The 15167-nt window shown below is 53.0% G+C and carries 14 protein-coding genes and 2 tRNA genes; 9 read left to right on the forward strand and 7 right to left on the reverse strand.

Annotation, left to right across the window (positions count from 1 at the left end):
- Position 1: 1 nt before the first annotated feature.
- Together NBA72_RS13365 and NBA72_RS13370 are read right to left on the reverse strand one after the other, a co-directional pair.
- Positions 2 to 77: transfer RNA gene (locus NBA72_RS13365), tRNA-Gly, on the reverse strand.
- A 37-nt stretch (positions 78 to 114) separates the two neighbouring features.
- Positions 115 to 190, reverse strand: a tRNA-Gly gene (locus NBA72_RS13370).
- A gap of 275 nt (positions 191 to 465) precedes the next feature.
- On the opposite strand from NBA72_RS13370, the gene NBA72_RS13375 reads away from it, so the two are divergent.
- Positions 466 to 1206, forward strand: a complete 741-nt coding sequence (locus NBA72_RS13375; RefSeq protein ID WP_000727892.1) for an arginine ABC transporter substrate-binding protein — start codon at positions 466 to 468, stop codon at positions 1204 to 1206.
- Between the two features lie 61 nt (positions 1207 to 1267).
- On the opposite strand, the gene orn is transcribed toward NBA72_RS13375, so the two are convergent.
- On the reverse strand, positions 1268 to 1813 hold the full coding sequence (orn, locus tag NBA72_RS13380; protein ID WP_023207253.1) for an oligoribonuclease: 546 nt from the start codon (positions 1811 to 1813) through the stop codon (positions 1268 to 1270).
- A gap of 106 nt (positions 1814 to 1919) precedes the next feature.
- Between orn and rsgA the strand changes: the two genes are divergently transcribed.
- From rsgA to mscM, 3 genes are all read left to right on the forward strand, one after another.
- Complete coding sequence (gene rsgA / locus NBA72_RS13385) at positions 1920 to 2972, forward strand: small ribosomal subunit biogenesis GTPase RsgA (protein WP_000041945.1); 1053 nt, start codon at positions 1920 to 1922, stop codon at positions 2970 to 2972.
- A 91-nt stretch (positions 2973 to 3063) separates the two neighbouring features.
- Complete coding sequence (asd, locus tag NBA72_RS13390) at positions 3064 to 4032, forward strand: archaetidylserine decarboxylase (protein ID WP_000934949.1); 969 nt, start codon at positions 3064 to 3066, stop codon at positions 4030 to 4032.
- Positions 4033 to 4050: 18 nt separating this feature from the next.
- Positions 4051 to 7377 carry a miniconductance mechanosensitive channel MscM gene (gene mscM / locus NBA72_RS13395; protein WP_001236755.1) on the forward strand — a complete coding sequence of 1109 codons (3327 nt, stop codon included), beginning with the start codon at positions 4051 to 4053 and terminating at the stop codon, positions 7375 to 7377.
- A gap of 66 nt (positions 7378 to 7443) precedes the next feature.
- Here mscM and NBA72_RS13400 read toward each other — a convergent pair whose 3' ends face one another.
- The 3 genes from NBA72_RS13400 to epmA all read right to left on the reverse strand — a co-directional run bounded on the left by NBA72_RS13400 (position 7444) and on the right by epmA (position 10515).
- Positions 7444 to 7758, reverse strand: coding sequence for a YjeO family protein (locus NBA72_RS13400; protein ID WP_000074655.1), 315 nt, complete (start codon positions 7756 to 7758; stop codon positions 7444 to 7446).
- A gap of 51 nt (positions 7759 to 7809) precedes the next feature.
- The gene (gene yjeM / locus NBA72_RS13405) at positions 7810 to 9312 is read right to left on the reverse strand and encodes a glutamate/gamma-aminobutyrate family transporter YjeM (protein ID WP_042947905.1); all 1503 of its coding nucleotides are present in this window, start codon (positions 9310 to 9312) and stop codon (positions 7810 to 7812) included.
- 225 nt (positions 9313 to 9537) lie between these two features.
- Complete coding sequence (gene epmA / locus NBA72_RS13410; RefSeq protein ID WP_000004797.1) at positions 9538 to 10515, reverse strand: elongation factor P--(R)-beta-lysine ligase; 978 nt, start codon at positions 10513 to 10515, stop codon at positions 9538 to 9540.
- Positions 10516 to 10837: 322 nt separating this feature from the next.
- Between epmA and frdA the strand changes: the two genes are divergently transcribed.
- The 5 genes from frdA to NBA72_RS13435 all read left to right on the forward strand — a co-directional run bounded on the left by frdA (position 10838) and on the right by NBA72_RS13435 (position 14776).
- Complete coding sequence (frdA, locus tag NBA72_RS13415) at positions 10838 to 12628, forward strand: fumarate reductase (quinol) flavoprotein subunit (protein ID WP_001192952.1); 1791 nt, start codon at positions 10838 to 10840, stop codon at positions 12626 to 12628.
- A complete protein-coding gene (gene frdB / locus NBA72_RS13420; protein WP_000829509.1) occupies positions 12621 to 13355 on the forward strand; it encodes a fumarate reductase iron-sulfur protein in 735 nt (244 codons plus the stop codon). Before frdA ends, frdB begins: the two co-directional genes overlap by 8 nt.
- Before the next feature lie 10 nt (positions 13356 to 13365).
- Positions 13366 to 13761 (forward strand): fumarate reductase subunit FrdC, encoded by a 396-nt coding sequence (gene frdC, locus NBA72_RS13425; RefSeq protein ID WP_042947908.1) that lies wholly within the window; start codon positions 13366 to 13368, stop codon positions 13759 to 13761.
- A 10-nt stretch (positions 13762 to 13771) separates the two neighbouring features.
- On the forward strand, positions 13772 to 14131 hold the full coding sequence (gene frdD, locus NBA72_RS13430; RefSeq protein ID WP_000609650.1) for a fumarate reductase subunit FrdD: 360 nt from the start codon (positions 13772 to 13774) through the stop codon (positions 14129 to 14131).
- A gap of 111 nt (positions 14132 to 14242) precedes the next feature.
- Positions 14243 to 14776 (forward strand): lipocalin family protein, encoded by a 534-nt coding sequence (locus tag NBA72_RS13435; protein WP_001238398.1) that lies wholly within the window; start codon positions 14243 to 14245, stop codon positions 14774 to 14776.
- 16 nt (positions 14777 to 14792) lie between these two features.
- Here the strand turns inward: NBA72_RS13435 and sugE are convergent, their stop codons facing one another.
- Complete coding sequence (gene sugE, locus NBA72_RS13440) at positions 14793 to 15110, reverse strand: quaternary ammonium compound efflux SMR transporter SugE (protein ID WP_000118469.1); 318 nt, start codon at positions 15108 to 15110, stop codon at positions 14793 to 14795.
- Positions 15111 to 15167 lie beyond the last annotated feature (57 nt).

The following is a 15167-nucleotide window of genomic DNA, read 5'->3' on the forward strand; positions in this document are numbered from 1 at the left end:
TTGGAGCGGGAAACGAGACTCGAACTCGCGACCCCGACCTTGGCAAGGTCGTGCTCTACCAACTGAGCTATTCCCGCTTGGGTGCGCTTGTACTTAACAAGTACTTTCAAATTTTGGAGCGGGAAACGAGACTCGAACTCGCGACCCCGACCTTGGCAAGGTCGTGCTCTACCAACTGAGCTATTCCCGCAAATTTGTTGCTGTCGTAATTCGCATTTCTGCGTCGTTACGGGAGGCGCATTATACGAGAAATCCATTTAGCTGCAAGCCCCTGAACGCATTTTTTCGCGATTTTTGTTTGAATGCTGATTAAATCACCAAACAAGACAAAAAACGAGCAAAGCGTGCGCTATGCAACAAAAAACTTTTCACGCCACGCCTAAAGGCACAGAATCAGAATAGCACCCTGCGCCAAAAAAAGAATAGCACGGTGACCACAACATCCAATTGATATCAGGGATCAAGATGAAAAAAAAACTTATTGTCATGCTGTTAGCCAGCCTCTCCGTTCACGCCGCTTCCGTTTCCGCCAGAACATTACATTTTGGCACCTCCGCCACTTATGCGCCCTATGAGTTTGTCGATGCCGATAATAAAATTGTTGGTTTCGATATTGATGTCGCCAACGCGGTCTGCAAAGAGATGCAAGCGGAGTGCTCATTCACTAACCAGAGCTTTGATAGTCTGATCCCCGGCCTACGCTTCAAAAAGTTTGATGCGGTGATCGCCGGTATGGATATGACGCCCAAACGTGAGCAGCAGGTCTCCTTTAGCCAACCCTATTACGAAGGTCTATCGGCGGTAGTCGTCACGCGTAAAGGGGCTTATCACACTTTTGCCGATCTGAAAGGCAAAAAAGTCGGTCTGGAAAACGGTACAACGCATCAGCGCTATTTGCAGGATAAACAACAAGCCATCACGCCAGTCGCCTATGACAGCTATCTAAACGCCTTTACCGATCTGAAAAACAACCGTCTTGAGGGCGTGTTTGGCGATGTCGCCGCGATTGGTAAGTGGCTAAAAAACAATCCGGATTACGCCATCATGGATGAACGCGCCAGCGATCCTGACTACTACGGAAAAGGGTTAGGCATTGCGGTACGCAAAGGCAACGACGCGCTATTGCAAGAAATTAATGCCGCGCTCGACAAGGTGAAAGCATCGCCGGAATATGCGCAAATGCAGGAGAAATGGTTTACGCAGTAATTCAGTGTGGGGAGAGCTGCCGGATGAGACGCTGTGGCGTTGCCATCCGGCATGTTACGCCTCACAGCTTAATGAAATGCTCGCGGTAGTAAGCCAGCTCCGCCACCGACTCGCGAATATCATCCATCGCCTGGTGCGTGCCCTGCTTGGTAAAGCCGGTCAGAATCTCCGGCTTCCAGCGGCGCGCCAGTTCCTTGAGCGTACTGACATCCAGATAGCGATAGTGGAAGTAGGCCTCCAGTTCCGGCATATATTTAAACAGAAAACGACGATCCTGACCGATGCTGTTACCGCAAATCGGCGACTTACCCGCAGGCACCCACGTTTTCAGAAATTCAATCGTCGCCAGTTCAGCGTCTCGTTCGCCCATCGTACTTGCCTTAACGCGATCTACCAGGCCGCTGCCGGTATGGGTGCGCACGTTCCAGTCATCCATTAACGCCAGTTGCGCATCGGATTGATGTACCGCAATCGTCGGCCCTTCCGCCAGAATATTCAGGCTGGCATCCGTTACCAGCGTGGCTATCTCAATAATGCGATCGCGCTCGGGGTCCAGACCTGTCATCTCCAGATCGATCCAAATCAGGTTGTTTTCATCGGCACTCATGCTATTTTCCACCCTTCAGAGGTCACATTCACTGTGACTATATTCATCTACAATTGCGTGTATCATAGATGTTTTGCCCACTATGGGCGACCAGGAGCCAGTACGATTGAGCAAAAATAAACTCTCCAAAGGCCAGCAGCGCCGTGTGAACGCCAATCACCAGCGTCGTTTAAAAACGTCCGCGGAGAAAGCCGACTACGATGACAACCTGTTTGGCGAGCCTGCAGAAGGTATCGTCATTAGCCGTTTTGGTATGCATGCCGATGTGGAGTCTGCTGACGGCGAGGTTCACCGTTGCAATATCCGCCGCACCATCCGTTCGCTGGTAACGGGCGATCGCGTCGTCTGGCGTCCGGGCAAAGCCGCCGCAGAGGGCGTCAACGTAAAAGGCATCGTTGAAGCGGTGCATGAGCGCACCTCGGTATTGACGCGCCCGGACTTCTACGACGGCGTGAAGCCTATTGCCGCCAACATTGACCAAATCGTTATTGTTTCCGCAATTTTACCGGAGCTGTCGCTGAATATCATCGATCGCTATCTGGTCGGCTGTGAAACCCTACAGGTTGAGCCGCTTATCGTACTCAATAAAATTGATCTGCTGGACGACGAAGGTATGGACTTCGTTAATGAGCAGATGGATATCTACCGCAATATCGGCTATCGCGTGCTGATGGTCTCCAGCCATACGCAGGATGGTCTGAAACCGCTGGAAGAGGCGTTAACCGGTCGCATCAGTATTTTTGCCGGGCAGTCCGGCGTCGGAAAATCCAGTCTGCTAAACGCTCTACTCGGCTTACAGAACGAGATTCTGACGAACGATGTGTCGAATGTCTCCGGTCTGGGTCAACATACCACTACCGCTGCTCGTCTGTATCATTTCCCGCATGGCGGCGATGTCATTGATTCCCCCGGCGTGCGCGAGTTCGGCTTATGGCATCTGGAGCCGGAACAAATCACCCAGGGCTTTGTCGAATTTCATGACTATTTGGGACATTGCAAATACCGGGACTGCAAGCATGACGCCGATCCAGGCTGCGCCATTCGCGAAGCGGTAGAGAACGGCGCTATTGCGGAAACCCGTTTCGAAAATTATCACCGAATTCTTGAAAGTATGGCGCAGGTAAAAACGCGTAAAAACTTTTCTGATACGGACGACTGACAGATACGCTAGGCGTCGTTAGAATCGTCCCCTTTTTTCAGGATACCGGTATAACTGCCGGTTCAGGAACAACAATGGCCTGGAGGCTACCTTGTTAAACTCATTTAAACTTTCGCTACAATACATTCTGCCGAAACTATGGCTCACTCGCCTGGCGGGCTGGGGCGCAAGCAAACGAGCAGGATGGCTGACAAAACTGGTTATCGATCTCTTCGTAAAGTATTACAAAGTCGATATGACCGAGGCGCAAAAACCGGATACCGCCAGCTATCGTACGTTCAATGATTTCTTTGTTCGTCCGCTGCGTGATGACGTGCGTCCGCTCAATACCGATCCTAACATCCTGGTGATGCCTGCTGACGGCGTGATAAGCCAGTTGGGGCGTATCGAAGAAGATAAAATTTTGCAGGCCAAAGGCCATAATTACAGCCTTGAAGCGTTGCTGGCGGGTAACTACCTGATGGCGGATAAGTTCCGTAACGGCACGTTTGTGACCACTTACCTCTCCCCTCGCGACTACCATCGCGTGCATATGCCATGCAACGGCATCCTGCGCGAAATGATCTACGTACCGGGCGATCTGTTCTCCGTTAACCATCTGACCGCGCAAAACGTCCCCAACCTGTTTGCCCGCAACGAGCGCGTTATCTGTCTGTTTGATACCGAGTTCGGTCCTATGGCGCAGATTCTGGTCGGCGCAACTATTGTCGGCAGTATCGAAACTGTCTGGGCGGGGACCATTACCCCGCCGCGCGAAGGCATCATCAAGCGCTGGACCTGGCCAGAAGGCGAACATGAAGGGTCTGTCGCCTTGTTGAAAGGCCAGGAGATGGGGCGCTTTAAACTGGGTTCCACGGTCATCAACTTATTTGCGCCGGGGAAAGTGAATCTGATCGCGTCGCTGGCAAGCCTGTCCGTTACCAAAATTGGCCAACCGCTGGCGACGTCGACCGAAACATTCGTCGCGCCGGAGGTAGAACCTGCTCCGCTGCCGGCAGAAGAAATTAAAGCCGAACACGACGCCAGCCCGCTGGTTGACAATAAAAAAGACGACACCTAATCAAGAGAGAATGCTGACGTGCGCCTGATTATCGCTTTTCTGATGGCCTGGTGCCTCAGCACGGGGGCGTTCGCCGCAACGGCCCCCGACGCCAAACAAATCACGCAGGAACTGGAGCAGGCAAAAGCGGCGAAGCCCGCTCAGCCGGAAGCCGTTGAGGCGCTCCAGACTGCGTTAAACGCGCTTGAAGAGCGAAAAGGCTCGCTTGAGCGCGCGAAACAATATCAACACGTTATTGATAACTTCCCTAAGCTATCCGCCACCTTGCGCGCCCAGTTGAATAATCTGCGCGATGAACCTCGCAGCGTACCGCCAGAGATGTCCACCGAAGCGTTAAATCAGGAGATCTTGCAGGTTAGCAGCCAGCTACTGGATAAAACCCGCGAGGCGCAACAGGAGCAGGAGCGCGTCAGGGAGATCGCCGACTCGCTCAGCCAGCTTCCCCAACAGCAAAACGACGCCCGCCGCCAGCTTAATGAGATTGAGCGACGGCTCGGCGCCGCAGGCGGAAGTGCCGCGCTTAGCCAGGCGCAAAGTCTCAGTATGCAGGCGGAGTCCGCCAAACTAAAAGCGTTAGTCGACGAACTGGAGTTGGCGCAACTGTCCGCCAACAACCGGCAGGAACTGGCTCGTCTGCGTTCCGAGCTGGCGGAAAAACAGAGTCAGCAATTGGATGCGTATCTTCAGGCGCTGCGCAATCAGCTCAACAGCCTGCGCCAACGTGAAGCGGAACGCGCGCTGGAAAGCACTGAGCTGCTGGCGGAAAACAGCGCCGGTTTGCCGGAAGGCATCGTCGAACAATTTAAAGTCAACCGCGAGCTGTCACAGGCGCTTAATCAACAAGCGCAGCGGATGGATCTGGTCGCCTCGCAGCAGCGACAGGCCACCAGCCAAACGTTACAGGTGCGCCAGGCGCTCAATACGCTGCGGGAGCAGTCGCAATGGCTTGGCGTGTCCAACATGCTTGGCGAAGCGCTGCGTGCGCAGGTCGCCCGTCTGCCAGAGATGCCTAAGCCGCAGCAGCTTGATACGGAAATGGCGCAGCTACGCGTCCACCGTATGCGCTATGAAGAGTTACTCAATAAACAGCCGCAGCTACGGCAAATACGTCAGGCCAATGGACAGCCGCTGACCGCCGAGCAAAACCAGATTCTTGACGCCCAGCTTCGCACTCAGCGCGAGCTGCTCAACTCGTTGTTACAGGGCGGCGATACGCTGATCCTGGAGCTGACCAAACTGAAAGTCTCCAACAGCCAACTGGAGGACGCGCTTAAAGAGGTTAATGAAGCGACCCACCGTTATCTGTTCTGGACCGCTGACGTTAGCCCGCTATCGCTCTCCTGGCCTGTTGATTTGGTTCAGGATTTACGCCGGCTTATCTCATTAGATACGTTTAATCAGTTAGGTAAAGCCAGCATCATGATGCTGACCAGCAAAGAGACGCTACTGCCGTTATTCGGCGCGCTGGCGCTGGTCGGGTTTAGCCTCTATTCACGTCAACACTTCAACCGGTTCCTTGAGCGCTCGGCCTCGCGCGTCGGGAAAGTCACTCAAGATCACTTCTCGCTGACGCTGCGAACGGTGTTCTGGTCGATTCTGGTCGCCTCGCCGCTGCCGGTCTTGTGGGCGACGCTCGGCTATGGTCTACAGGAAGCCTGGCCGTATCCGCTGGCCGTCGCCATCGGTGATGGCGTGACGGCGACAGTACCGCTGTTGTGGGTAGTCATGATTTGCGCCGCTTTTGCCCGTCCTAATGGTCTGTTTGTGGCGCATTTCGGCTGGCCGCGAAACCGGGTAGCGAAAGCGATGCGCTACTACCTGATGAGCATTGGGCTGATCGTGCCGCTCATCATGGCAGTGATCATGTTTGATAATCTTAACGATCGGGAGTTTTCCGGCTCGTTGGGCCGCCTTTGCTTCATCCTGATATGCGGCGCGCTGGCGCTGGTCACGCTGAGTCTGAAAAAAGCGGGCATCCCGCTCTATCTTGATAAAGAAGGCAACGGCGACAACATGGTCAACAGCCTGCTGTGGAATATGCTGATGGGCGCGCCGCTTATCGCGATTCTGGCGGCGGCGGTGGGTTATCTGGCCACGGCGCAGGCGCTACTGGCGAGACTGGAAACCTCGGTCGCCATCTGGTTCCTGTTGCTGGTCATTTATCACGTCATTCGCCGCTGGATGCTGATCCAACGACGCCGACTGGCTTTTGACCGCGCCAAACATCGTCGGGCGGAAATGCTGGCGCAGCGCGCGCGCGGCGAAGAAGAACCGGCGCACTCCTCCAGCCTGGAAGGCGCGGTCGACATCGATGAAAGTGAAATCGATCTTGACGCTATTAGCGCCCAGTCGCTGCGTCTGGTCCGCTCAATTCTGATGCTTATCGCCCTGCTATCGGTAATTGTACTGTGGTCGGAAATCCACTCGGCATTCGGCTTCCTGGAGAATATTTCGCTGTGGGATGTCACCTCTACGGTGCAAGGCGTGGAAAGCCTGGAGCCGATTACTCTGGGGGCGGTGCTCATTGCGATTCTGGTCTTTATCATCACCACGCAGTTGGTGCGTAATCTGCCTGCGCTGCTGGAACTGGCGTTATTACAGCATCTCGATTTAACGCCTGGTACCGGTTACGCCATCACGACCATCACCAAATATCTGTTAATGCTGATTGGCGGGCTGGTCGGTTTCTCGATGATCGGCATTGAGTGGTCGAAGCTACAATGGCTGGTGGCCGCGCTCGGCGTTGGGCTTGGTTTTGGCCTGCAAGAAATTTTCGCTAACTTTATCTCCGGCCTGATTATTTTGTTTGAAAAGCCGATTCGTATCGGCGATACGGTGACCATTCGCGATCTCACCGGCAGCGTGACCAAAATCAATACCCGCGCCACCACCATCAGCGACTGGGATCGTAAAGAGATTATCGTGCCGAATAAAGCCTTTATCACCGAACAGTTTATCAACTGGTCGCTGTCTGACTCCGTTACGCGCGTGGTGTTAACCATCCCGGCGCCAGCGGATGCCAATAGCGAAGAGGTGACGCAAATTCTGCTGACGGCGGCGCAGCGCTGTTCTTTGGTGCTGGACAACCCGCCGCCTGAAATCTTTCTGGTGGATCTCCAGCAGGGTATTCAAATTTTTGAACTGCGTATCTATGCCGCGGAAATGGGACACCGTATGCCATTACGCCATGAGATCCACCAATTGATTCTGGCTGGCTTCCGCGAGCACGGTATTGATATGCCGTTCCCGCCGTTCCAAATGCGTCTGGAGAGCCTCGGCGGTAAACAAACGGGGAGAACGTTAACGTCAGCGGGTAAAACCAGCCGCCCGGCGGGCAGTTTGTAAACGCAATGGCGCCGGATGACGCTAAAAGACTCGATGACATAGGCTTATCAGGTCTTTTAGCATAGATCACACACAAAACTGATAGCGCAGGAAGAATTGCCAGGACCAGTAAGCAAATATCACCAACGCGACACAGTACAAAAACCAACTACGTATTTTCTTATACACAGTAACGTAAAAAAACGGGAAAAACAGGGGCAGCGTCATCATCGCGCCAAAACCTCTGGAATCATCATTTTCGACAGTTCTCATCACATCACAAATGTTGTTTATCCCACTCTCGCCAATCATCCACTCTTTATCCAGGACTGAAAATACAGCGATGAGTGGGATAGCCAGTAAAATCCAGATAGCGCACAATGCAAACATTTTCGGACTCATTATAAATATCCTTTTCATAAAGCCGATGAGCTAACGCTATCCGGACAAAGATTACTCCGCCGCCCACTCCGGATCGGCGCTCATGCGGCTGCTGTAATTCTGATAAATCGCCATCGCCAGCAGCGAGAAGAAGATCGGGCCGCCGATCATCCACAAGGCGCTGTCCCAATCCCCAGCTTCAATCACCGGCTGGATGATGGTAAAGACGTTGGCAAACGTCACCACCAGCACCACAACACCCGTCGCGACCAGGGTAGAGGCTTTGGTTTTAAAGAGAACAAATGGCCGCTCCAGATCCTGACGCGCTTTAAAGAAGGGAAATGCCAGCGCAAGGAACAGGTATGGCAAGGTCATTGAGACGTTCGCCATCAGCGTGAGTTTGTTATAAAACGCCGATGCGGTGTCACCGCCAAAAGAGACCAGCAAAATAAACAGACTCACCAGCACGCACTGTAGCCACATAGCGGTCGCCGGCATACCGCTAGCGTTCAGTGTCGTCATCGGCGCGGGCCACAACGCTTTTGGCGTCCCCTGAATAATGGCTTTCAGCGGTGAATAGCTCAACGTAAAAAACGCGCCGGTATAAGCCAGAAACATAGAAAGGCCGGTGATACGCGCAAACCAGACGCCCACCGTCATCGCTGCGTCCGGAGAAAGGTTTAACGCGTTACCTAATGTCGTGCCTAAACTCGACATCAAAATGTAGGTAATATTCCCTAAGTTAACGGCGCTATTACTTAATATCTGTTGCCAGTTAGTGCTGACGCCCCATAAAAAGATCGCCAAAGAATAACCAATTGAAATCACAATAGCCGCGAAAACAATACCTTTCGCAAAATTCTTTTCCGGTTTCTCGGTTTTATCCACCAGTCCGCCGACAGCCTCAATACCGCCGTAAGCAAAAATAGCAAATACCACAAATGACAACATTGCCAGGCCGGAGTGATAACCCGGATTCGGTGACGAGGTAAAATTAATTTCTTGTGCAAAATGCCCACCATTTAATAACAAAATAGCGACACTCACTAACAATAAAACTAAATTAAGGCACATTACGGCAATACCTCCGACCGCCGTAATTCGCGCAATTTTATTGATCCCTCTGGCGGCGACACACGTCACCAGAATCATCCAGCCGACGGCGAGCAGCCCGACAACCTGCGTAGGCTCAAGCCCCGCAATACGCCAGTGCTGCGTCATATCGGCACCAAAAACAAAAGTAGAAAACGGTACCCAAATTTTTGCCGCCGTACTTACCATCCATATGACATACGATGAAAACCACATAAACGTGCCAATAAACGCGTAACGTGGCCCCACGCTATTATTCATCCACGAATAGATCCCGCCCTCTTCTTTGCGATAAGCGGAACCCATTTCAGCCATCATTAAGGCGAATGGAATAAAAAACAGCAAGGCAGAAAATATATACCACGGGATTGCGCTATACCCCATTAAATAAAACGCCGACGGGCTATTCGCAAAACCAAAAACAGAAGTAAAAATCATCAGGATAAGCCCAATAAGGCTCATCTTTTTTATCGTGTGGGTCATTCAACCATCCCTTACGCTCGAGCGCGTTTGCCAGACGCCGCTCACCGATTGACGCCGCCTTCTTTTTTACAAAGGTCAGCAATAAAAAAATCAACACAGGATTGATACCTAAATGGCATCAAATTTCCAGCCTTATGTTGTGGCAAATAGAGGATAATTGAAAAAATATGCTACAAAATGGCGCTTATTGCGCCATTTTATCTCGCGAAAGAGTGAATTTCAGATTTACGCCCGATCGACCGTAAAAGCAATCACGTCCGCCAGGCTTTCTGCTCCCAGCGCCAGCATCACCAGACGATCAACACCCAGCGCCACGCCGGAACAATCCGGTAGACCGGCGGCCAGCGCATCCAGTAGATTTTGGTCAATCGGCTGCTGCGGCAGACCGCGAGCGGCGCGCTTACGATTGTCCTGTTCAAAGCGCTGTTGTTGCTCACGTGCGTCCGTCAGTTCGTGGAAACCATTCGCCAGCTCAATACCTTTGTAGTACACCTCAAAGCGCTCGGCGACGCGATGATCCTCGGTACTGATTTGTGCCAGCGATGCCTGACTGGCCGGAAAGTGATAAATAAAGGTCGGCTTTTCTTTACCTATATGCGGCTCAACCCCCATCGTGAACAGCAGTTGCAGCAACGTATCACGGTCTTCTTCCGTATCAGCGATATTGCTTAAATCAAGCTTTGCCGCCGCCTCACGCAGTTGCGTTTTATCTGCTGATAACGGGTCAATCTCCAGATGGCGCTGAAACGCCTGTTGATAGGAGAGACTTTCCGCAGGTTGACAATCCAGCACTTGCTGAAGCAAATCATCCACTTCATTCATCAGGCGGTACATATCGTAATGCGGGCGATACCACTCCAGCATAGTGAATTCCGGATTATGATGTCGTCCCATCTCTTCATTACGGAAACTGCGGCATAGCTGGAAAACCGGACCGCACCCTGCCGCCAGCAGGCGTTTCATATGGTATTCCGGACTGGTCATTAAATAGAGGTTCATCCCCTGGGAATGGCCAGGTCCGACGAAACGCGTTTCGAACGGGAACAGATGAATGTCTGTGACCGTCGCCTGACTCATGCAGGGCGTCTCAACCTCAAGCACTCCACGATCGGCAAAGAAACGACGGATTTCCGCCATAATCGCCGCACGTTTTAATAAATTGGGGATGGACGCGCTCGGCTGCCAGGTTGCCGTTTCGCTCATGATTCTTTCTCCAGTTTAAGACAAGGTCACGAAGTCTACTCGCAACGCGCGGGCGAAACAAATTTTGCGCAGGCGTATCGGGCGCCTTCTGGAGGGTAAAAAAAGTGATTTCAGATGGTTTAGTAATTAAATTAATCAAAATCAATGATAATTCATCCCTCTGATACGCTAAAAAAATCGAACACGTCAAATTTCCCTCACATCCCTGAGACTATACTGTTGTACCCATAAAGGAGCAGTGGAAACGCATTCATACTTCGCAGAACCCAGAGGCTTTATCTGGCTGCGCGAGGGTGAAATTACAATAATCTGGAGGAATGTCGTGCAAACCTTTCAAGCCGATCTTGCCATTATAGGCGCTGGTGGCGCGGGATTACGTGCTGCAATTGCTGCCGCACAGGCGAATCCCAATGCTAAAATCGCACTGATCTCAAAAGTGTACCCGATGCGCAGCCACACCGTTGCTGCCGAAGGGGGTTCAGCCGCTGTCGCCCAGGATCATGACAGCTTTGACTACCATTTTCACGATACGGTAGCAGGCGGAGACTGGCTGTGTGAGCAGGATGTCGTGGATTACTTTGTCCACCATTGTCCCACTGAGATGACGCAGCTGGAACAATGGGGCTGCCCGTGGAGCCGCCGTCCGGACGGTAGCGTTAACGTGCGTCGCTTTGGTGGTATGAAAATCGAGCGTACCTGGTTCGCCGCGGATAAAACCGGCTTCCATATGCTGCATACTCTGTTCCAGACTTCCCTGCAGTTCCCACAAATCCAGCGCTTTGACGAACATTTTGTGCTGGATATTCTGGTCGATGACAACCATGCGCGCGGCCTGGTGGCAATGAACATGATGGAAGGCACGCTGGTGCAAATCCGCGCCAACGCCGTGGTCATGGCGACAGGCGGCGCAGGCCGCGTATACCGCTATAACACCAACGGCGGCATCGTCACCGGCGACGGGATGGGCATGGCGCTGAGCCACGGCGTTCCGCTGCGTGATATGGAATTCGTTCAGTATCACCCGACCGGCCTGCCAGGTTCCGGTATCCTGATGACTGAAGGTTGCCGCGGCGAAGGCGGTATTCTGGTCAATAAAAATGGCTACCGTTACCTGCAAGACTACGGCATGGGCCCCGAAACGCCGCTGGGCGAGCCGAAAAACAAATATATGGAACTGGGGCCGCGCGACAAAGTATCCCAGGCTTTCTGGCACGAATGGCGTAAAGGCAACACCATCTCCACGCCGCGCGGCGATGTGGTTCACCTCGACCTGCGTCATCTCGGCGAGAAGAAACTGCATGAACGTCTGCCGTTCATTTGCGAACTGGCGAAAGCCTATGTCGGCGTCGATCCGGTTAAAGAACCGATTCCAGTACGTCCGACCGCGCACTACACCATGGGCGGCATTGAAACCGACCAGAACTGTGAAAGCCGTGTCAAAGGGCTGTTTGCCGTTGGCGAATGCTCCTCTGTTGGCCTGCATGGCGCGAACCGCCTCGGTTCCAACTCACTGGCGGAACTGGTGGTATTTGGTCGTCTGGCTGGCGAACAAGCAATGGAACGCGCTGCGACGGCAGGCGCCGCAAATAGCGCCGCGCTCGACGCCCAGGTTGCCGATATTGAACAACGTCTGAAAAATCTGGTGAACCAGGAAGGCAACGAAAACTGGTCGAAGATCCGCGATGAGATGGGTCTGTCTATGGAAGAAGGTTGTGGTATTTACCGTACCCCGGAATTGATGCAGAAAACCATTGATAAACTGGCCGAGCTTCAGGAACGTTTCAAGCGCGTACGTATCTCCGATACCTCCAGCGTGTTCAACACTGACCTGCTGTATACCATCGAACTGGGTCATGGTCTGAACGTGGCGGAATGTATGGCGCACTCTGCGCTGGCGCGTAAAGAGTCCCGCGGCGCGCATCAGCGTCTGGATGAAGGCTGTACCGAGCGCGACGATGTGAACTTCCTCAAGCACACCCTCGCCTTCCGCGATGCTGATGGCACGACCCGTCTGGAATACAGCGACGTGAAAATCACCACCCTGCCGCCAGCCAAACGTGTTTACGGCGGTGAAGCGGAAGCAGCCGATAAGAAGGAGAAGGCGAATGGCTGAGATGAAAAACCTGAAAGTTGAGGTGGTGCGCTATAACCCGGAAACCGATACCGCGCCGCACAGTGCTTTCTATGAAGTTCCTTATGATGAAACAACATCGCTACTGGACGCGTTGGGCTACATCAAAGATAACCTGTCGCCAGACCTGAGCTACCGCTGGTCCTGCCGTATGGCGATCTGCGGCTCTTGCGGCATGATGGTCAACAACGTCCCTAAACTGGCGTGTAAAACCTTCCTGCGCGATTACACCAACGGTATGAAGGTGGAAGCGCTGGCGAACTTCCCGATTGAGCGCGATCTGGTTGTCGATATGACGCACTTTATCGAAAGCCTGGAAGCGATTAAACCGTACATTATTGGCAACTCTCGCACGCCAGATCAGGGGCCGAATGTCCAGACCCCGGCGCAAATGGCGAAGTATCATCAGTTCTCCGGTTGCATCAACTGTGGTCTGTGCTACGCCGCGTGCCCGCAGTTCGGTCTGAATCCTGAGTTTATCGGACCGGCTGCGATTACGCTGGCGCATCGCTATAACGAAGATAGCCGCGATCACGGTAAGAAGGAGCGTATGGCGCAGTTGAACAGTCCGAACGGCGTATGGACCTGTACTTTCGTGGGCTACTGCTCCGAAGTCTGTCCAAAACATGTCGATCCGGCTGCGGCCATTCAGCAGGGTAAAGTGGAAAGCTCGAAAGACTTTCTTATCGCCACCCTGAAACCACGCTAAGGAGTGCAACATGACGACTAAACGCAAACCCTATATGCGGCCGATGACGTCCACCTGGTGGAAAAAACTGCCGTTTTATCGCTTTTATATGCTGCGCGAAGGCACAGCGGTGCCGGCAGTCTGGTTCAGTATTGAACTGATTTTCGGTCTGTTTGCGCTCAAACACGGCGCGGAATCCTGGATGGGATTCGTCGGCTTTTTACAAAACCCGGTGGTAGTGATCTTAAACCTGATCACCCTGGCGGCCGCGCTGCTGCACACCAAAACCTGGTTTGAACTGGCGCCGAAGGCGGCCAATATCATTGTAAAAGACGAAAAAATGGGGCCAGAGCCAATCATCAAAGGGCTTTGGGTGGTCACTGCGGTAGTCACCGTAGTCATTCTGTATGTTGCCCTGTTCTGGTAAGGAGTCCCGGATGATTAATCCAAACCCAAAACGTTCTGATGAACCCGTATTCTGGGGACTGTTTGGCGCAGGCGGTATGTGGGGCGCGATCATCGCGCCGGTGATCGTGCTACTGGTTGGCATCATGCTGCCGCTGGGGCTATTTCCGGGCGATGCCCTGAGTTTTGAGCGCGTACTGACGTTCGCCCAAAGCTTTATTGGTCGTGTTTTTCTGTTCCTGATGATCGTGCTGCCGCTATGGTGTGGCCTACACCGTATGCACCACGCGATGCATGACCTGAAAATCCACGTGCCCGCGGGCAAATGGGTCTTCTACGGTCTGGCGGCAATCCTGACCGTTGTGACGGCAATTGGCGTTATCACTCTCTAAGTTGCCACGACGCCCTCTTATCTACCCGATAAGAGGGCGTTTTTTCTTTTCCTGCCTCTCATTTTCCCGCCAGGTTCTACACTTAGAAAAAACACTGGAAGGAAAAACGCTATGCGCTTGCTGCCCGTCGTTGCTGCGGTTACTGCGGCATTTTTGGTTGTCGCCTGTAGTTCACCTACCCCGCCTAAAGGCGTTACCGTGGTAAATAACTTTGATGCCAAACGTTACCTCGGCACCTGGTATGAGATCGCACGCCTCGATCATCGATTTGAACGTGGACTGGAACAAGTCACGGCCACCTATAGTCTGCGTGACGATGGCGGGATTAATGTCATCAATAAAGGCTATAACCCGGATCGGGGAATGTGGCAAAAAACAGAAGGCAAAGCGTATTTTACCGGTAGTCCAAACCGCGCCGCGCTCAAGGTCTCTTTTTTCGGCCCGTTCTACGGCGGCTATAACGTGATTGCGCTTGACCGGGAATACCGTCATGCGCTGGTGTGCGGCCCGGATCGCGACTATCTGTGGATACTCTCTCGCACGCCAACGCTTTCTGAGGAAATAAAACAGCAAATGCTGGCCGTCGCGACCCGGGAGGGGTTTGACGTCAATAAATTAATTTGGGTAAAACAATCAGGTTCGTAGCAATATCAGCGACGAATTAATGCGCACTGAGTTTTAGCCCAATGATACCCGCGACGATCAAGCCAAGACTGAGCAAACGCGCCGGTGAGGCAGACTCGCCCAGCAGAAGGATACCGGTGATTGCCGCCCCGACGGCGCCGATGCCGGTCCAGATGGCGTACGCCGTTCCAACAGGCAGCGTTTTCATTGCCCAGGAAAGTAACGCCATACTGATAACCATGGCCGTAATGGTGATAATACTGGGGGTCAGACGAGAAAAACCGTGGGTATACTTCAGGCCGACAGCCCATACCACTTCAAGTAAACCAGCGATTAATAGAATGATCCAGGACATAGCAGGCTCCAGATAATTAATGGGGCCGTCCCCGGTGAGAATAGCGTTTACAGGTCG

This window comes from Salmonella sp. NW1250 (assembly GCF_051812965.1).
Classification (GTDB): Bacteria; Pseudomonadota; Gammaproteobacteria; order Enterobacterales; family Enterobacteriaceae; genus Salmonella; species Salmonella enterica.